16 protein-coding genes are annotated in these 18,615 nt (G+C 67.9%); 9 read left to right on the plus strand and 7 right to left on the minus strand.

Features of this window, described 5'->3' with window-relative positions:
• Nucleotides 1-9: 9 nt before the first annotated feature.
• From QTI20_RS01645 to QTI20_RS01655, 3 genes are read right to left on the minus strand one after another with little or no spacing between them, the layout of a single operon-like run.
• On the minus strand, nucleotides 10-801 hold the full coding sequence (locus QTI20_RS01645) for a DUF3106 domain-containing protein (protein WP_286550632.1): 792 nt from the start codon (nucleotides 799-801) through the stop codon (nucleotides 10-12).
• A gap of 33 nt (nucleotides 802-834) precedes the next feature.
• Nucleotides 835-1,257 carry a DUF3619 family protein gene (locus tag QTI20_RS01650; protein ID WP_286550631.1) on the minus strand — a complete coding sequence of 141 codons (423 nt, stop codon included), beginning with the start codon at nucleotides 1,255-1,257 and terminating at the stop codon, nucleotides 835-837.
• Nucleotides 1,254-1,820, minus strand: a complete 567-nt coding sequence (locus QTI20_RS01655; protein ID WP_183023343.1) for an RNA polymerase sigma factor — start codon at nucleotides 1,818-1,820, stop codon at nucleotides 1,254-1,256. The genes QTI20_RS01650 and QTI20_RS01655 overlap by 4 nt, the downstream gene beginning before the upstream one ends.
• 287 nt (nucleotides 1,821-2,107) lie before the next feature.
• Between QTI20_RS01655 and QTI20_RS01660 the strand changes: the two genes are divergently transcribed.
• From QTI20_RS01660 to QTI20_RS01690, 7 genes are all read left to right on the plus strand, one after another.
• Complete coding sequence (locus QTI20_RS01660) at nucleotides 2,108-3,886, plus strand: acetolactate synthase 3 catalytic subunit (RefSeq protein ID WP_286550630.1); 1,779 nt, start codon at nucleotides 2,108-2,110, stop codon at nucleotides 3,884-3,886.
• A 208-nt stretch (nucleotides 3,887-4,094) separates the two neighbouring features.
• Complete coding sequence (gene ilvN, locus QTI20_RS01665) at nucleotides 4,095-4,586, plus strand: acetolactate synthase small subunit (protein ID WP_183022962.1); 492 nt, start codon at nucleotides 4,095-4,097, stop codon at nucleotides 4,584-4,586.
• Nucleotides 4,587-4,630: 44 nt separating this feature from the next.
• Entirely contained in the window at nucleotides 4,631-5,647 is a 1,017-nt protein-coding gene (gene ilvC / locus QTI20_RS01670) for a ketol-acid reductoisomerase (RefSeq protein WP_183022963.1), read from the plus strand.
• A gap of 162 nt (nucleotides 5,648-5,809) precedes the next feature.
• Nucleotides 5,810-6,634: a CDP-diacylglycerol--serine O-phosphatidyltransferase gene (pssA, locus tag QTI20_RS01675; RefSeq protein WP_183022964.1), complete on the plus strand. Its 825-nt coding sequence runs from the start codon at nucleotides 5,810-5,812 to the stop codon at nucleotides 6,632-6,634.
• A gap of 180 nt (nucleotides 6,635-6,814) precedes the next feature.
• Nucleotides 6,815-8,515 carry a 2-isopropylmalate synthase gene (gene leuA, locus QTI20_RS01680; protein WP_286550629.1) on the plus strand — a complete coding sequence of 567 codons (1,701 nt, stop codon included), beginning with the start codon at nucleotides 6,815-6,817 and terminating at the stop codon, nucleotides 8,513-8,515.
• Between the two features lie 54 nt (nucleotides 8,516-8,569).
• A complete protein-coding gene (locus tag QTI20_RS01685) occupies nucleotides 8,570-10,108 on the plus strand; it encodes a 2-isopropylmalate synthase (RefSeq protein ID WP_286550628.1) in 1,539 nt (512 codons plus the stop codon).
• 114 nt (nucleotides 10,109-10,222) lie between these two features.
• Nucleotides 10,223-11,389: a serine hydrolase gene (locus QTI20_RS01690; protein WP_286550627.1), complete on the plus strand. Its 1,167-nt coding sequence runs from the start codon at nucleotides 10,223-10,225 to the stop codon at nucleotides 11,387-11,389.
• A gap of 131 nt (nucleotides 11,390-11,520) precedes the next feature.
• Here the strand turns inward: QTI20_RS01690 and QTI20_RS01695 are convergent, their stop codons facing one another.
• The 3 genes from QTI20_RS01695 to aat are packed head-to-tail and all read right to left on the minus strand — an operon-like array spanning nucleotide 11,521 to nucleotide 13,853.
• Nucleotides 11,521-12,315: an IclR family transcriptional regulator gene (locus tag QTI20_RS01695; protein ID WP_183022968.1), complete on the minus strand. Its 795-nt coding sequence runs from the start codon at nucleotides 12,313-12,315 to the stop codon at nucleotides 11,521-11,523.
• A 42-nt stretch (nucleotides 12,316-12,357) separates the two neighbouring features.
• A complete protein-coding gene (locus QTI20_RS01700; RefSeq protein ID WP_286550626.1) occupies nucleotides 12,358-13,104 on the minus strand; it encodes an arginyltransferase in 747 nt (248 codons plus the stop codon).
• Nucleotides 13,101-13,853 carry a leucyl/phenylalanyl-tRNA--protein transferase gene (gene aat / locus QTI20_RS01705; RefSeq protein ID WP_286550625.1) on the minus strand — a complete coding sequence of 251 codons (753 nt, stop codon included), beginning with the start codon at nucleotides 13,851-13,853 and terminating at the stop codon, nucleotides 13,101-13,103. The genes QTI20_RS01700 and aat overlap by 4 nt, the downstream gene beginning before the upstream one ends.
• 119 nt (nucleotides 13,854-13,972) lie before the next feature.
• Between aat and QTI20_RS01710 the strand changes: the two genes are divergently transcribed.
• Nucleotides 13,973-16,315 (plus strand): xanthine dehydrogenase family protein molybdopterin-binding subunit, encoded by a 2,343-nt coding sequence (locus QTI20_RS01710; protein ID WP_286550624.1) that lies wholly within the window; start codon nucleotides 13,973-13,975, stop codon nucleotides 16,313-16,315.
• On the opposite strand, the gene pobA is transcribed toward QTI20_RS01710, so the two are convergent.
• A complete protein-coding gene (gene pobA / locus QTI20_RS01715) occupies nucleotides 16,312-17,496 on the minus strand; it encodes a 4-hydroxybenzoate 3-monooxygenase (protein WP_286550623.1) in 1,185 nt (394 codons plus the stop codon). The two genes, QTI20_RS01710 and pobA, sit on opposite strands and share 4 nt — an antisense overlap.
• Nucleotides 17,497-17,639: 143 nt before the next feature.
• On the opposite strand from pobA, the gene QTI20_RS01720 reads away from it, so the two are divergent.
• Nucleotides 17,640-18,407, plus strand: coding sequence for an IclR family transcriptional regulator domain-containing protein (locus QTI20_RS01720; protein WP_183022973.1), 768 nt, complete (start codon nucleotides 17,640-17,642; stop codon nucleotides 18,405-18,407).
• Nucleotides 18,408-18,615 lie beyond the last annotated feature (208 nt).

Here is an 18,615-nt window from a genome sequence, read left to right on the forward strand (position 1 = left end):
CAAAAAAGGTCAGGGCGCGGACGAAGGCTGCTCTGTCATGCGCGCCGGCGGCACGGGGGCCGGGGCCGGGGCGGGCGCAGGGACCGGCGCGGGCGCCGGTGCCGGGGTGTCGACCGCCACGGAAGGTGCCGCGATCATAGGCGGCGCCGGCCGCTCGGCCGCCGAAGGGGCGGGCGGCGGTGGGGGTGTCAGTTCGATGCGGGCCGTGTGCTGGCCCTTGGTGCCGCCCGAGAGCACGGGCGCCAGCTTCTGGGCCGGGACCGGCCGGATCGTGGCGGCCGCGCCGGGGGGGCGGGGCGTGGCGCGTTCGGCCAGCTGGCGCCGGGCTTCGGGCGTCAGCGCCTGGTAGGCCTCCCACTTGGCCTTGCGCTCGTCCGCCGGCACCTGCTTGACCTCGGCGAAGTTGAAGCGCGCCTGGGCGCGCTGCTGCGGGCTCAGGGAAGCCCACTCGGTCATGCGGCTGTGCAGGGTCGTCTTGTCGGCGGGCGACAGCTGTGCGTAATTGCGCGAGAAGGCGAGCCACTTGCGCTTGTGGGCCTCGCTGAGGCCGTCCCAGTGCGCGGCCAGCGGCAGCAGGGCCTGTTGCTGCTTGGCGCCGAGCTCACGCCACAGGGGCTTCGAGGGTGCCTTGGTGGTTGAAGGGGACGACGCGGCCGCGGACGGGCCCTGGGCGCAGGCGAGCGCAGTCCATCCGCCGAGGGCCAGCACCAGCGCCGCGCCAGCGCACAGCACCGCACCCGGGCGCTGCGCAGAGAGCGACTTGGACGGAGCGTGCGGACGGGAGGCAGGGTGAAGCGGCATGCGGAGAAAAATGGTGTTCGGGATGAACAGGTGTCACTGAGGCTGGGCAGCTTCGGATTTGAGGAATTGCGCGAAACCCGGGTCGGTGTAGGCGGCCGGGGGCAGGGCGTCGGTCAGCAGGGCCGAGTCGAGATCGGCCAGTTCGCTGGTGCGCTGGTCGTCCTGCCAGACGCTGATGCTGATCAGCCCGGCCACCAGGGCCACCAGGGGCACGACGGCGCCCAGGCGGGTCCACCAGATGCTGCCGAGCGTGGCCGTGCCGCCATGGGAGGCCACCACGACCGGGGCCGCGCGGGCCGGCAGCTTGCGCTTGGCCAGCGCCTGGGCGCGGGCGACGCGCAGGCGTTCGCCGATGTCGTGCGGCAACGCGTCCGTGCCGGCGGACAGCCGGGCCGCGACGCGGCGGCCGAATTGCGCCTCCGGGGTCTGACCGGAGGGCGGAAGCGAGGTGTTCATAGCGATATTCCCTTGGCCTTGAGCGCTTTGCTCAGCGCATGGACGGCGCGCGAGCAGTGGGTTTTGACGCTGCCTTCGGAGCAGCCCATGGCCGCAGCCGTTTCGGCCACATCCATTTCCTCCCAATAACGCATCAGGAAAGCCTCGCGTTGACGGCCGGGCAAAGCTGCGATCTGTTCTTCGATTTCATGGAACACCTGCGCGCGCTCGGTGGTCGTCTCCGTGCTCTCCGTTTCCCTGGAGTCGGTCGGCGAGACGAAGTTCTCCAGCAGGTCGAAATCGCCGCTGTCGTCGGGTGTTTCGAAGTCGCTGAGGTTGGAGAACAGCGCCCGGCGCGTCTTCTGCCGGCGAAACCAGTCGAGGGTGCAGTTCGACAGGATGCGCTGGAACAGCATCGGCAACTCGGCGACCGGCTTGTCGCCGTAGTGCTCCGCCAGCTTCATCATGCTGTCCTGCACGATGTCGAGCGCGGCTTCCTCGTCCCGCACGTGGTAGATCGAGCGCTTGAAGGCTCGGCGTTCCACGCTTTTCAGAAAATCGGACAGTTCTTGTTCGGTAGCCAACGGAAGAGGGCGCTTTGTCGCGCCGTGTGGGGGATTCTCGTGACCCGCGCAAGCGGTGCTCTTGTCGGGCTGGATTATTGCATCGTGTGCGCTTTGGCGTCGGCGGTGCGGGGGGCGTCGGCCTTCGGTGTCATAATGCGCGCTGCAATTCAAAGGCAAACGGGTCAAGGTCCGGCGAAACATCAGTTCGCCCATGGCTTTGGCCTCAAGTCCTGACGCGACCTCACAAGGGTTGGCAAGGGGCACCCAAGGTTTTTCGTTCCCGAAAACTCGAAAGGTTCATCATCATGGAAATCTCCAAGGCGGAGATCGCTTCCGCTGCAGCGGTGTCTGCAGGCGGCTCACCGCAAGAACTCATGGGCGCGGAGGTGCTGGTCAAGGCACTCCAGGCCGAAGGCGTCCAGTACGTCTGGGGCTACCCCGGCGGCGCAGTTCTCTACATCTACGACGCTTTCTACAAGCAAGACACGATTCAGCATGTGCTGGTGCGCCACGAACAGGCGGCAGTGCATGCGGCGGACGGCTATGCGCGCGCCACCGGCGAGGTCGGCGTGGCACTGGTCACCTCCGGTCCGGGCCTGACCAACGCGGTCACCGGCATCGCCACGGCCTACATGGACTCGATCCCGATGGTGATCATCTCGGGCCAGGTGCCGACGGCGGCCATCGGGCTCGATGCCTTCCAGGAATGCGACACGGTCGGCATCACCCGTCCCATCGTCAAGCACAACTTCCTCGTCAAGGATCCCAAGGACCTGGCGATGACGATGAAGAAGGCCTTCCACATCGCCCGCACCGGCCGTCCGGGCCCGGTGGTGGTGGACATCCCGAAGGACGTCTCCTTCAAGAAGGTCCCGTACCACGGCTATCCCGACAAGGTCGAGATGCGTTCGTACAACCCGGTGCGCAAGGGCCACGGCGGCCAGATCCGCAAGGCGCTGCAGCTGCTGCTCAACGCCAAGCGCCCGTACATCTACACCGGCGGCGGCGTGCTGCTGAGCAACGCCACCAACGAGCTGCGCACGCTGGTCGACATGCTGGGCTACCCGGTCACGAACACGCTGATGGGCCTGGGCGCCTATCCGGCGAGCGACCGCAAGTTCCTGGGCATGCTGGGCATGCACGGCACGATCGAGGCCAACAACGCCATGCAGAGCTGCGACGTGCTGCTGGCCGTGGGCGCGCGCTTCGACGACCGCGTGATCGGCAACCCCAAGCACTTCGCGCAGAACGAACGCAAGATCATCCACATCGACATCGACCCGTCGAGCATCTCCAAGCGCGTCAAGGTCGACATCCCGATCGTGGGCGACGTCAAGGACGTGCTGACCGAGCTGATCTCGATGATCCGCGAAGCCACGCAGAAGCCCGATGCCGGCGCTCTGGCCGACTGGTGGAAGACCATCGAGAGCTGGCGCAGCAAGGACTGCCTCAAGTACGACCGCGGCAACACCGACGTGATCAAGCCGCAGTACGTGGTCGAGACGCTCTGGAACATGACCAAGGACGCCGATGCCTACATCACGTCCGACGTGGGCCAGCACCAGATGTGGGCCGCGCAGTACTACCGCTTCGACGAGCCGCGCCGCTGGATCAACTCCGGCGGCCTGGGCACCATGGGCGTGGGCATTCCCTACGCGATGGGCATCAAGCTCGCCAAGCCGGAGTCCGAGGTGTTCACCATCACCGGCGAAGGCTCGGTGCAGATGTGCATCCAGGAGCTCTCGACCTGCCTGCAATACAACACGCCGATCAAGATCTGCGCGCTGAACAACCGCTACCTCGGCATGGTGCGGCAGTGGCAGGAGATCGAGTACTCGGGCCGCTACAGCCACAGCTACATGGACGCGCTGCCCAACTTCGTGAAGCTGGCCGAGGCCTATGGCCACGTCGGCATGCTGATCGAACGGCCGCAGGACGTGGAGCCGGCGCTGCGCGAGGCGCGCAAGCTCAAGGACCGCACCGTGTTCATGGATTTCCGCACCGACCCCACCGAGAACGTGTTCCCGATGGTCAAGGCCGGGATGGGCATCACGGAAATGTTGCTGGGGTCGGAAGACCTCTGATGCATACGGACACCGGACGCAGAGGGCGCAAAGATTCCGCAGAAAACGCAAAAAACACAAACCAATTTTTTTGGTTTTCCTTCTGCGTGATCTTTGCGTCCGGCTGCCCGCTCCCGTTCTAGTCAACCCTTCAAGACGAATCTATTGCCCGCCGAGCCCGCGCATTACCGTGCGCGGGGGAGGGCGGCGAAAAGAGGAGTTCGCACACATGAAACACATCATTGCTGTCCTGCTGGAAAACGAGCCCGGTGCTCTTTCCCGCGTCGTGGGCCTGTTCTCGGCCCGCGGCTACAACATCGAATCGCTGAGCGTCGCGCCCACCGAAGACCCGAGCCTGTCGCGCATGACCATCGTGACGGCCGGTTCGGACGACGTGATCGAGCAGATCACCAAGCACCTGAACCGCCTGATCGAAGTGGTCAAGGTGGTCGACCTGACCGAAGGCGCCTACACCGAGCGCGAGCTCATGATGGTGAAGGTGCGCGCGGTCGGCAAGGAGCGCGAAGAAATGATGCGGATGGCGGAGATCTTCCGCGGCCGCATCATCGACGTCACCGACAAGAGCTACACGATCGAGCTCACCGGCGATCACGCCAAGAACGATGCCTTCCTCGAGGCCATCGATCGCGGCGCCATTCTCGAGACGGTGCGTACCGGTGCCAGCGGCATCGGGCGTGGCGAGCGCATCCTGCGCGTCTAGTTTTGCAGTTCACTCACACCCAACGGATCAACGAAGGAGCAATCATGAAGGTTTATTACGACAAGGACGCCGATCTGAGCCTCATCAAGGGCAAGACCGTCGCGATCATCGGCTACGGCTCGCAGGGCCACGCACACGCACAGAACCTGAACGACAGCGGCGTGAAGGTCGTGGTCGGCCTGCGCAAGGGCGGCGCCTCGTGGGACAAGGTCGGCAAGGCCGGCCTGCAGGTCGCCGAAGTGGCCGACGCGGTCAAGGCCGCCGACATCGTCATGATCCTGCTGCCTGACGAGCAGATCGCCAACGTCTACAAGAACGACGTCGCGCCCCACATCAAGGAAGGCGCTTCGCTGGTCTTCGCCCACGGCTTCAACGTGCACTACGGCTTCGTGCAGCCGCGCGCCGACCTCGACGTGTGGATGGTCGCTCCCAAGGCCCCGGGCCACACCGTGCGCAGCACCTACACGCAAGGTGGCGGCGTGCCCCACCTGGTGGCCGTGCACCAGGACAAGAGCGGCAAGGCCCGTGACCTGGCCCTGAGCTACGCCACCGCCAACGGCGGCGGCAAGGCCGGCATCATCGAGACCAACTTCCGCGAAGAAACCGAGACCGACCTGTTCGGCGAACAAGCGGTTCTGTGCGGCGGCACGGTCGAGCTGATCAAGGCCGGTTTCGAAACGCTGGTGGAAGCCGGCTATGCGCCCGAGATGGCGTACTTCGAATGCCTGCACGAACTGAAGCTGATCGTCGACCTGATCTATGAAGGCGGCATCGCCAACATGAACTACTCGATCTCGAACAACGCCGAGTACGGCGAGTACGTCACGGGCCCGCGCATCGTGACCGACGAGACCAAGAAGGTCATGAAGCAGGTGCTCAAGGACATCCAGACCGGCGAATACGCCAAGAGCTTCGTGCTCGAAGCCGCTGCCGGCCAGCCCGCGCTGATCAGCCGCCGCCGCATCAACGCCGAGCACCAGATCGAGATCGTCGGCGAGCAACTGCGCGCCATGATGCCCTGGATCAAGAAGAACAAGCTGGTCGACCAGACCCGCAACTGATCGGATCGCATCCGCTCCCAAAGGCCACCACCCGGTGGCCTTTTTCCATTCCGGGCGCGCAGGGCGCCTGAACTACACTGCTGCCGATGAATTTCACCCCTCGTTACGTCATGACTTCGAAGGCTGCGAAGCCCCGTGCCACCGCTGCCGGAGGCCGTCTTCATGCATGACGACACGCTGCCCGACGACATCGCGCCGCGCAAGCGCCGCAAGGGCATCTACATCCTGCCCAACCTGTTCACGCTGGCGGCGTTGTTCGGCGGTTTCTACTCCGTCGTGATGGCGATGAACGCGCGCTTCGACCTGGCGGCGTTGGGGGTGTTCGCCGCGATGATCCTCGACAGCCTCGACGGCCGGGTCGCGCGCATGACCAACACGCAGAGCGCCTTCGGCGAGCAGATGGATTCGCTGTCGGACATGGTGTCCTTCGGCGCCGCGCCCGCGCTGATCGCCTACGAATGGTCGCTCAAGGGCCTGGGGCGCTGGGGCTGGATCGCGGCCTTCGTCTACTGCGCCTGCGCGGCGCTGCGGCTCGCGCGCTTCAACGTCAACACCGGCGTGGTCGACAAGCGCTGGTTCCAGGGCCTGCCCTCGCCGGCGGCCGCGGCCCTGGTCGCGGGCTTCATCTGGCTCATGACCGAATGGGGCAAGCGCGGCGGCGAGGTGCTGTACCTCTCGTGGAGCCAGATCACCTGGCTGACCTTCGCCTTCACGCTCTACGCCGGCCTGTCGATGGTGACCAATGCGCCCTTCTACAGCTTCAAGGACGTGCAGATGAAGAAGAGCGTGCCCTTCGCGGTGATCGTGCTGATCGCGCTGGGCATCGCGGTGATCAACATCCACCCGCCGACCGTGCTGTTCGGCGTGTTCGTGGCCTACGGCCTGAGCGGCTTCGTGGTCTATGCCTGGCGCAAGGCCAAGGGCCAGCAGGTGAGCCTGATCAGCATGTCCACCGACGAGCCCGACGAACGCGGCTTGCACAAGTAGGCTGCGGCTGCTACATTCACGGCTTCCATGAACAAGATTTCGCTGTCCCTACTAGCCATCCCCTTCGGGCGGAGACGGTAGCGCGCGCGCATATCCCTCATCACGGCCCGTTCGCACCAGCAACGGGCCGTTTTGTTTTGGGGGTTGCTGGTGGTTCCACCACCCATCGAAAGAATCGTCATGTTGAAGCAACCGCAAGCCAAATACCGCGCCTTTGCACCGATCGGCCTCAAGGACCGCACCTGGCCCGACGCCGTTCTGACCAAGGCGCCGATCTGGCTGTCGACGGACCTGCGTGACGGCAACCAGGCGCTGGTCGAGCCCATGGACATCGACCGCAAGATGCGCATGTTCGAGACCCTGGTGGCGATCGGTTTCAAGGAAATCGAAGTCGGTTTCCCTTCCGCCTCGCAGGTCGAATTCGACTTCGTGCGCAAGCTCATCGAGGAAGACCGCATCCCCGACGACGTGACGATCCAGGTGCTGACGCAGGCGCGCGACCACCTCATCACGCGCACCTTCGAGGCCCTGCAGGGCGCGCCGCGCGCCATCGTGCACCTCTACAACGCCGTGGCGCCGATCATGCGGCGCGTGGTGCTCGGCATGGACGAAGACCAGATCGTCGAGCTCGCCACCACCCATGCGCGGATGTTCAACGACTGCGCCGCCCAGCAGCCGGGCACGCAGTGGACCTTCCAGTACTCGCCCGAGATGTTCTCGGGCACCGACGTGGTGTTCTCCAAGCGCGTGGTCGATGCGGTCACCGCCGTCTGGCAGCCCACGCCCGAGCGCAAGTGCATCGTCAACCTGCCGACCACGGTCGAGCATTCCACGCCGAACATCTTCGCCGACATGATCGAGTGGATGCACCGCCACCTGGAGCGGCGCGATGCGATCATCCTGTGCGTGCATCCGCACAACGACCGCGGCACCGGCACCGCCGCCGGCGAGCTGGCCCTGATGGCCGGCGCCGAGCGCATCGAAGGCTGCCTGTTCGGCAACGGCGAGCGCACCGGCAACCTCGACCTGGTGAACGTCGCGCTCAACCTCTACACGCAGGGCGTGTCGCCCGAGCTCGACTTCTCGAACATCGACGAGATCCGCGCCACGGTCGAGCACTGCAACCAGATCCCGGTGCACCCGCGCCACCCCTACGTCGGCGACCTGGTCTACACCTCGTTTTCCGGTTCGCACCAGGATGCGATCAAGAAGGCCTTCGCGGCGCGCAAGGAAGGCGACATCTGGGACATGCCCTACCTCCCGATCGACCCGAAGGACGTGGGCCGCAGCTACGAGGCCGTGATCCGCGTCAACAGCCAGTCGGGCAAGGGCGGCATGGCCTACCTGCTCGAGAGCGAGTACGGGATCGAGATGCCGCGTCGCCTGCAGATGGAGTTCATGCAGGTCGTGCAGCGGGTGATGGACGTGGCCGGCAAGGAATTGACGGCGGCCGATCTCTACGCCCTGTTCGAGCGCGAGTACGGCCTGAAGACCGTGCAGGCCTTGCAGCACCGTGTGCTCGAGGAGCAGGGCGAGGGCGCCGCCGCCTCGGTGCTTCTGCGCGGCGACCTGCCCTGGGAGGGCGAGATCCGGCCCATCGAAGGCCGCGGCAACGGCCCGATCGACGCCTTCATCCAGGCCCTCGCCACCCACACCGGCCACGCGATCCGCGTGATCGACTACCACCAGCATGCGATCGGTGCCGGCGCCGACGCGCAGGCCGTGGCCTACCTCGAGCTGCGCATCGACCAGCAGACGCTGTTCGGCGTGGGCATCGACGCCAACATCGTCTCGGCTTCGCTCAAGGCGATCGTGTCGGGCCTGGAGCGGGCGCGGGCCCAGGGCGCGGCCAGCGCACAATCGGTGGCTGAAACCGCCTGAAAAAAGGGCCGGCGCCTGGCGCCGGCTCGCCCGCCAGAACCACGGAGCGCCACGATGACCGACAAGCTGATCATTTTCGACACCACCCTGCGTGACGGCGAGCAATCGCCGGGCGCGTCCATGACCAAGGACGAGAAGCTGCGCATCGCCAAGCAGCTCGAGCGGCTGAAGGTCGACGTCATCGAGGCCGGCTTTCCCGCCAGCTCGAACGGCGACTTCGAGGCGGTGAAGCTGATCGCGAGCACGATCAAGGACTCCACCATCTGCGGGCTGTCGCGTGCCAACGACCGCGACATCGCACGCGCCGCCGAGGCGCTCAAGGGCGCGGCCAGCGGCCGCATCCACACCTTCATCGCCACCTCGCCGCTGCACATGGAGAAGAAGCTGCGGATGTCGCCCGACGAGGTCTTCGAGCAGGCCAAGCTGTCGGTGCGCTTCGCGCGCAACCTGGTCGGCGACGTGGAGTTCAGCCCGGAAGACGGCTACCGCAGCGACGTGGACTTCCTGTGCCGCGTGCTCGAGGCGGTGATCGCCGAGGGCGCGACCACCATCAACGTGCCCGACACCGTGGGCTACGCCATTCCCGAGCTCTACGGCAATTTCATCAAGACCCTGCGCGAGCGCATCCCCAACAGCGACAAGGCGATCTGGTCGGTGCATTGCCACAACGACCTGGGCATGGCGGTGGCGAACTCGCTGGCCGGCGTGAAGATCGGCGGCGCGCGCCAGGTCGAGTGCACCATCAACGGCCTGGGCGAGCGTGCGGGCAACTGCTCGCTCGAGGAGATCGTGATGGCGGTCAAGACCCGCAAGGACTACTTCGGGCTCGACCTGGGCATCGACACCCAGCACATCCTGGCCGCGAGCCGCATGGTCAGCCAGACCACCGGCTTCGTGGTGCAGCCCAACAAGGCGGTGGTCGGCGCGAACGCCTTCGCGCATGCCTCGGGCATCCACCAGGACGGCGTGCTCAAGGCGCGCGACACCTACGAGATCATGCGGGCCGAGGACGTGGGCTGGAGCCACAACAAGATCGTGCTGGGCAAGCTCAGCGGACGCAACGCCTTCAAGCAGCGCCTGGTCGAACTGGGCGTGACCATGGAGAGCGAGGCCGACATCAACACCGCCTTCGCCCGCTTCAAGGAACTGGCCGACCGGAAAAGCGAAATTTTTGACGAAGACATCCTCGCGCTCGTCAGCGACGAGGAGGGGTCGAACGTTGGTGAGCAGTTCGGCTTCGTCTCCCTGGCGCAGCACAGCGAAACCGGCGAGCGGCCGCAGGCGCGCGTGGTCTTCACGGTCCAAGGCCGGGAAGTCACCGGCACCTCCGATGGCAACGGTCCGGTCGATGCCTCGCTCAAGGCCATCGAGAGTCACGTGAAAAGCGGGGCGGAAATGGTGCTTTATTCGGTGAACGCGATCAGCGGATCGACCGAAAGTCAGGGGGAGGTCACGGTTCGGCTGCAAAACGCCGGACGGGTCGTCAACGGCGTCGGGGCGGATCCCGACATCGTGGTGGCTTCCGCCAAGGCTTATTTGAGTGCGCTCAACAAGTTACAGAGCCAAGCTGAGAGAGTGGCGGCGCAAGGTTAGGTTGTAAAGCGATCCTTTTGTTTCGAGTGAAGAAAAGGGCGCAAGTAACTGTTATTGCGCGCTTTTTTTGATTTCGATACACTGCGGGTCCTTGTCGCCGCTGGAGATTCCTTGATGCCCGAAGCCCGTTCCCACCGAGTTTCACCCCAGCGTTTCCGCGCGGCCCTTCGTTTTGTCACGGCAGCCCTGTGCGCGGCCGCCTTCATCGCGCCCGCGGCGCATGCCGCCGCCAAGCGCCCGGTGGCCGCGAAGAAGACCCAATCCGCTCCCGACACCAGCAAGCGCAAGGCCGCCGCGGCCCCCCAGCGCAATGCGAAGGCGGTGCCCGCCAAGGCCGAGCGCAGCGTGCGCGGCGGCAAGAACGTGGTCGCCACGATCCGCAAGCAGAACGGCAAGACGGTGGTGGCGGTGCAGCGTCGTTCGGTGGTGCGCGTGGCCGAAGCGGCGCCGCGCCTGTCCTACGGCCAGCTCGCGGGCCTGCACCACACCGGCGATGCCCTCGACCTGAAGTCGAGCGCCGCGCTGGTGATCGACCAGGACACGCGTGAAGTGCTGTTCAGCAAGAACGACCATGCGGTGCTGCCCATCGCGTCGCTGACCAAGCTCATGACCGGCCTGCTGGTGAGCGAGGCGCACCTGCCGATGGACGAACTGATCACCATCACCCAGGACGACGTCGACACCGAGAAGGGCAGCAGCTCGCGCCTGCGCATCGGCGCCACCCTGTCGCGCGGCGAACTGCTGCACCTGGCGCTGATGTCCAGCGAGAACCGCGCCGCGCATGCGCTGGGCCGCACCTATCCGGGCGGTTTGGCGACCTTCGTGAGCATGATGAACGCCAAGGCCAGCATGCTCGGCATGAAGGACACCCGTTACGTCGAGCCCACGGGCCTGTCGAGCCGCAACCAGGCGAGTGCGCAGGACCTGGCGCTGCTGGTCAACGCGGCCTCGGCCGATGCCACGGTGCGCGAACTGTCGACCTCGCCGGGCTACCAGGTCGAAGTCGGCAACCGCATGCTGCAGTACACGACCACCAACCGGCTGGTGAAGAACCCCGAATGGGAGATCGGCCTGCAGAAGACCGGCTACATCTCCGAGGCGGGCCAGTGCCTGGTGATGCAGACCCGTGTCGCGGGCCGCAAGCTGATCATGGTGTTCCTGGATTCGGCCGGCAAGCTGAGCCGCATCGGCGACGCCGAGCGCGTGCGCCGCTGGGTCGAGGCCAAGCACATGATGTCGCCGTCGATGCAGGCGGCTGCGCAGCACATCGCCGGGGACTGAGCCCACCCCCGAAGCGCCTTCGGCGCTTCCCCCTCAAGGGGGCGACACCGGCGGCCTGGCAAAGCCAGTTCCGCGGTGTCCCACGAACAGTCAGGACTCGCTCGTGCGGGTGAGTTGGATTCGACGGCGCCTCAGGGCGCCGTCGGCGCATTCTGGTTGTAGCCCAGCGCGCTGGAGATCTCGCTCGCGGTGGCTTGCAGCTTGGGCAGCCAGCCTTCGTCCAGGCGGTCGGCGGGGGCGGAGATCGACAGGCCGGCGACCAGCTTGCTCTGGTCGTCGTAGATGCCCACCGCCATGCAGCGCACCCCCAGTTCCAGTTCCTCGTTGTCGCGCGCGATGCCGTACTGGCGGGCCTTCGACAGTTCGCGCTCCAGCAGCGGCAGCTGGGTGATGCTGTTGCGGGTGTGGCCGGCCAGGCCGGTGCGGGTGGCGTAGCTGCGCACGCGCTGGGGGTCGTCGGCGGCCAGGAAGAGCTTGCCGGTGGAGGTCAGGTGCAGCGGGGCGCGGCCGCCGATGGCGCGCACCACCTGCATGCCCGAGCGCTCGCTGTAGGCGCGCTCGATGTAGACGATCTCGTCGCCCTGCCGCATGCTGAGGTTGACCGGCTGTTGCGTGAGCTTGTGCAGTTCGCGCATGGGCGTGAGCGCGGCGTCGCGCACGTTGAGCCGGCCCTTGACCAGGTTGCCCAGCTCCAGGAGGCGCATGCCCAGGCGGTAGCTGCCGGCCTCGGGCCGGTCGACGAAGCGGCCCACGGCCAGGTCGTTGAGGATCCGGTGCGTGGTCGAGGGGTGCAGCCCGGTCTTCTCGCTGATCTCCTTGAGCGAGATGGCTTCCTCGCGCGAAGCCAGCACGTCGATCAGCGAAAACATGCGTTCGATGACCTGGATGACCGGCGTGGCAGGAACGTCTGATTGTGGTTTTCTCATGTGCGCAGCGCAGTAGGGCCTCGGAAAGACCGAGCCGTGATTTTACTTTGTGAAATCACCGGGCTGCCACTGACCGTCGATCAGCACTTCGTGCGGCGCATAGCGCGCCTTGTAATTCATCTTCGGGCTGCCCGCGATCCAGTAGCCGAGGTAGACGTAGGGCAGGCCCAGCTGGCGCGCCTGCGCGATCTGCCACAGCACCCCGTAGTTGCCGTAGGCGGTGCCGTCCTCGGGCTCGTAGAAGGTGTAGACCGCCGAGATGCCGTCGTTGAGCACGTCGAGGATCGACACCATCTTCAGCGCCCCGGGCTGGCCGTCGGCGCCCGTCTCGCGGAACTCGACCAGGCGCGAGTTCACGCGGCTCTGCAGCAGGAACTGGGTGTACTGGTCGATGCTGTCGTGGTCCATGCCGCCGCCGGCGTGGCGCCCGTTCTGGTAGCGCAGGTAGAGCTGGTAGTGCTCGGGCACGAAGCACAGCTTGAGCACCCGCACCTGCAGGCCGGCGTGCTGCGTCGTGGCACGGCGCTGGCTGCGGTTGGGCTTGAAGTCGCCGACCCGCACGCGCAGCGGCACGCAGGCCGTGCAGCCGTCGCAGTAGGGGCGGTAGGTGAACATGCCGCTGCGCCGGAAGCCGCTGCGCACCAGGTCGGAATAGGCGTCGTTGTGGATCAGGTGGCTGGGGGTCGCGACCTGCGAGCGCGCCTGCCGGTCCGGCAGGTAGCTGCACGGATAGGGGGCCGTTGCATAGAACTGCAACGTGTGGAGCGGAAGTTCCTTGAGGTGCGTCACAGGGCCGTGGAAGAGCGTGCGGGCAACAGTTCGGACCAGTATACGGGCTCGAAACGCCAGGTGGGTCCGGGCTCGGCGCGGGCCCGTTCCACATGCTCGACGAAGCGCGCGCGCGGCATTTCCTCGGCGCCCAGGCTGGCCAGGTGGGCCGTGTTCTGCTGGCAGTCGATGCGCGCGACGCCATGGCGGCGGCACAGGCTCACCAACGCCGCCAGCGCGATCTTCGAGGCGTCGGTGCGGCGCGCGAACATCGATTCGCCGAACACCGCGCGGCCGATGGCCACGCAGTAGAGGCCGCCCACGAGTTCGCCGTCGATCCAGGTCTCGACGCTGTGGGCATGGCCGGCCCGGTGCAGCGCGCCGTAGGCCGCGACCATGTCCGGCACGATCCAGGTGCCCGACTGGCCGTGGCGCGGCGCCGCCGAGCAGGCGCGGATCACGGCGTCGAAGTCGTGGTCGATCCGGATCTCGCAGCGGGCGTCGGCGCGAAAGGCCTGCAGCACCTTGCGCAGCGAGCGGTGCAGCCGGAAGGCGGTCGGCGCCAGCGTCATGCGCGGGTCGGGGCTCCACCAGAGGATGGGTTGGTCGTCGCTGAACCAGGGAAAGATGCCGTGGCTGTAGGCGTCCAGCAGCGTGGGCACGTCGAGGGTGCCGCCGCCGGCCAGCAGGCCGGGCACCGGGTCGGCGGGGCCCCAGGTCAGGGCCGGGTCGGGAAGGGGCGCGCCGGGCGCGAGCCAGGGGAGTTGCATGGTGCAGGTATACACGGCTTTGACCGGCGTCCGCGCGGGCGCCGTCGCGTCGGGCGCAGCGGCATTCCCGATCGCGCCCTATAGTGGCCCCTCCGCATCCCACCTGCAGGAAGACCCACGTGAACGCTCCAGAGACTTCTCCGTCCCCTCTTCGTTTCGGCAGCGGTCAGGCGGTGCGCCGCCTCGAGGACCAGGCCCTGCTGTCCGGCGCCGGCCAGTACACCGACGACGTGCGGCCCGGCGGCGCGACGCCGCTCGCGCACCTGGTCTTCGTGCGCTCGCCATATCCGCATGCGCGCATCGTCTCGGTCGACGCCGAGGCCGCGCGTGCCATGCCCGGCGTGCTGGGCGTGTTCAGCGGCGCCGAGCTGGCGGCCGCGGGCGTCAAGCCGATGCCGGGCACCGCGGGCTTCAAGCGGCCCGACGGCGGGCCCGGCGTGTCGCCCGATCGCCACGCGCTGGCGCACGAGCGGGCGCGCTTCGTGGGCGAGGCGGTGGTCGCCGTGGTCGCCGAATCGGTGGCCCAGGCGCGCGACGCGGCCGAGGCCGTGTTCGTCGACTACGAGGAGCTGCCGATGGTGGTCGACCTGGCGGCCGCGGTCGTCGACGGCGCGCCGCAGCTGCTCGAGGCGGCGCCGAACAACATCGCGGCCGAGGCGCGCCACGGCGACGCCGCGGCCACGGCGGCCGCCTTCGCCCAGGCCGCGCACGTGGTGGCGCTGGACGTCGTCAACCAGCGCGTGGTGGCGCTGACCATCGAGCCGCGCTCGGTGCTGGTCGAGGTCGATGCCGGCAGCGGCCGCCTCACGGTGCGCATGAGCACGCAGATGCCCTCGGGCACGCGCAACTCGATCTGCGACGCCATCGGCCTGGCCAAGGAGCAGGTGCGCGTGGTGGTGGGCGACGTGGGCGGCGGCTTCGGCATGAAGACCGGCGCCTACCCCGAAGACATCGCCACCGCCTACTGCGCGCATGCGCTCCGGCGGCCGGTGAAGTGGGTGGCCGACCGCAGCGAGGAGTTCCTCTCGTCGGCGCACGGGCGCGACATCGCATCCAAGGCCGAACTCGCGCTCGACGCCAGCGGACGCATCCTCGCGCTGCGCATCCACTCGCTGGCCAACGTGGGCGCCTACGCCACCGGCACCGGTGTCGCGATCCAGCTGCTGATCGGGCCCTGGGTGCAGACCAGCGTCTACGACATCGCCACCGTCGACTTCCACTTCCAGGCCGTGCTCACCAACTGCGCGCCCACCGGCGCCTACCGTGGCGCGGGCCGGCCCGAGGCCATCTTCCTGATGGAGCGGCTGATGGACGAGGCCGCGCGCCAGACCGGCATCGACCGCGTCGCGCTGCGCCGCCGCAACTTCATCAGCCCCGCGCAGATGCCCTACACCAACCCGATGAAGCAGGTCTACGACACCGGGCAGTTCGAGAAGGTGATGGACCAGGGCCTGGCGCTGGCCGACTGGCGCGGCTTCGAGGCCCGTGCGGCCGCGTCGAAGGCCGCGGGCAAGCTGCGCGGCCTGGGCATCGCGACCTTCCTCGAATGGACCGGCGGCAACGTGTTCGAGGAACGCGTCACCGTGGCCGTGAAGCCCGACGGGATCATCGAGGTCTTCTCGGCCGTCAACGCGATGGGGCAGGGCATCGCCACCTCGCTCGCGCAGTTGGCGGTCGACGTGTTCGGCGTGCCGATCGAGAAGGTGCGCGTGGTCCTGGGCGACACCGACCGCGGCGACGGCTTCGGCAGCGCCGGTTCGCGCTCGCTGTTCACCGGCGGCTCGGCCGTGCGGGTGGGCGCGGAGCGCACCGTCGACCGTGCGCGCGAACTGGCGGCGCAGGCTTTCGAGGCCGCGCCGGCCGACGTGCACTATGCCGGCGGCCGCTTCACCGTGGCCGGCACCGACCTGTCGCTCGACCTGTTCGACCTCGCGGGCCGCCAGCCCGAGGGCCAGATCTTCGTCGACTCGACCAGCGCCGTGGCCGGGCCCACCTGGCCCAATGGCTGCCACATCTGCGAGGTCGAGATCGATGCGCCGACCGGCGAGGTCAGCGTGGTGGCGTACAGCTCGGTCAACGACGTGGGCCGGGTGATCAACCCGATGATCGTGCGCGGCCAGCTCGACGGCGGCGCGGTGCAGGGCATCGGCCAGGCGCTGTACGAGCGCGTGGTCTACGACGTCGAGACCGGCCAGCCCGTGACCGGCAGTTTGATGGACTACGCGGTGCCGCGCGCCGAGGTTTCCGAAGCCATGTTCCGCACCGAGATGGACGAATCCACGCCCTGCAAGAACAACCCGCTGGGCGTGAAGGGCGTGGGCGAACTGGGCACCATCGGCGCCACGCCGGCGGTGGTCAACGCGGTGGCCGATGCCTTCGCGCGCGCCGGCCTGGGGGCGCGAGCCCCCTCGCTGCAGATGCCGCTGAGCTCGGCGCGTGTGTGGGAGGCCTTGCAGGCCTAGAAGTCTTCCAGCGGCAGGCCGACGTAGTTCTCGGCCAGCGCGGTCGACGCCGCCTGCGAATGCACCAGGTAGTCGAGCTCGGCCTCCTGGATCTTCTGGCCGAAGGAGCCGGTGTCGGGGAAGCGGTGCATCAGCGAGGTGAACCACCACGAGAAGCGCTCGGCCTTCCAGACCCGGCGCAGGCAGAGGTCGGAATAGCGGTCGAGCGCCGCTTCCGAGCGCTCGCCGTAGAAGGCCTGCATCGCGCGCGCCAGGTAGCCCACGTCGGCCGCCGCCAGGTTCAGGCCCTTGGCGCCGGTGGGCGGCACGATGTGCGCCGCGTCGCCGGCCAGCAGCAGGCGGCCGAAGCGCATCGGCTCGGCCACGAAGCTGCGCAGCGGCGCGATGCTCATCTCCAGCGCCGGGCCTGTCTCCAGTCGCTCGCGCGCTTCGGGATCGAGCCGGGTGCGCAGTTCGTCCCAGAAGGCGGCTTCGCTCCAGTTCGCGACCTTCTCGTCGCTGGGCACCTGCAGGTAGTAGCGGCTGCGCGTGGCGCTGCGCATGCTGCACAGCGCGAAGCCGCGCTCGGTGTTGGCGTAGATCAGCTCGTCGGAGACCGGCCGCACGTCGGCCAGCACGCCCAGCCAGCCGAAGGGGTAGACCTTCTCGTGCAAGCGCAGCGCGGCCTCGGGCACGCTCGCGCGGCTCACGCCATGGAAGCCGTCGCAGCCGGCGATGAAGTCGCAGGCGATCTCCTGCGTGCGGCCGTCCTCGGCGCGAAAGCGCACGCGTGGCTGCGTGCCGTCGAAGTCGTGCAGGCTGACTTCCGACGCCAGGTAGACCGTGCGCAGGCCGGCCGCGGCGCGCGCCTGCATCAGGTCGCGCGTGACCTCGGTCTGGCCATAGACCGTGACCTGCTTGCCGCCGGTCAGTCCGTGCAGGTCGATGCGGTGGCGGCGGCCCTGGAACAGCAGCTCGATGCCCTCGTGCGGCAGGCCTTCGGCCTGGGCGCGCGCGTCGACGCCGGCCCGCGCCAGCAGGTCCATCGTCACTTGTTCGAGCACGCCGGCCCGGATGCGGCCGAGCACATGCTCGGCGCTCTGGCGCTCGACGATCACGTTGTCGATGCCGGCTTGGTGAAGCAACTGGCCGAGCAGCAGGCCGGCCGGGCCGGCGCCGATGATGGCGACTTGGGTGCGCATGCGAAGGTCTCCTGGAATGGGGGCGCGGGATGGAGACGAGCGTAGGGCGCGGCGCGTGCCGCGGGGCCGCCCGGCGCACGCCAATGTGCGCTGGAACGAGTGGCTGTGCGATGATCGCGCAGCAACGGCAGTCCATCGTCCCCATGACCATCGCCAAACCCGACTTCATCGAAGGCATCGCCAAAGGCATGGCGGTGCTGGAGAGTTTCGACACCGAACGCCAGCGCCTGAACGCCACCCAGGCCGCGGCGCGCGCCGGCCTCACGCGGGCCGCCGCACGCCGCCACCTGCTGACGCTCGCGCACCTGGGCTACCTCGACACCGACGGCAGTTCCTTCTGGATGTCGCCCAAGGTGCTGCGTTTCTCGGGCAGCTACCTCGCCTCGTCGCGGCTGCCGCGCGCGCTGCAGCCCACGCTGAACCGGCTGGCCGCACAGACGCAGGAATCCTTCTCCGCGGTGGTGCTCGACGGCGAGGAGGCGGTGATCGTGGCGCGCAGCGTGAGCGGCGCCCCGGTGCGCGTGCTGGCCTACGGCCTGCACCTGGGCGCGCGCCTGCCCGCGCACGCCACCTCGACCGGCCGCATGCTGCTGGCCGCGATGAGCGGCGCCGAACTCACGCAATGGCTCAAGGGCCGCACCTTGGCGCGGCTCACGCCCAACACCGTCACGCAGACCAGCGTGCTGCGCCAGCGCGTCGCGCAGGCGCGCAAGGACGACCACTGCATCGCCAGCGAGGAACACGAGCTGGGCGTGCAGGCGCTGGCCGTGCCGCTGCGCGACATGAAGGGCCGCACCGTGGCGGCGCTCAACGTGGTGCTGTCGGGCGCGCACCGCAGCGACGAGGCGATCCGCCGCGACATGCTGCCCCTGCTCTACGAAGCCGCGCGCGAAGTGCGCGCTCTGCTTTAGATGTCACCCCCGACGCGCCTGCGGCGCCTCCCCCTCGAGGGGGCGCACCCGGCGGCCTGGCAAAGCCAGTTCCGCGGAGGCCACCCACCCCCGACGCGCCTTCGGCGCCTCCCCCTCAAGGGGGCGCACCCGGCGGCCTGGCAAAGCCAGTTCCGCGGGTGCCCTGGCATGGGGCTGTGCAGGTTTCATACGATGGCGGTGGCGCACA

It is taken from the genome of Variovorax sp. J2P1-31 (genome assembly GCF_030317215.1).
Classification (GTDB): Bacteria; Pseudomonadota; Gammaproteobacteria; order Burkholderiales; family Burkholderiaceae_C; genus Variovorax.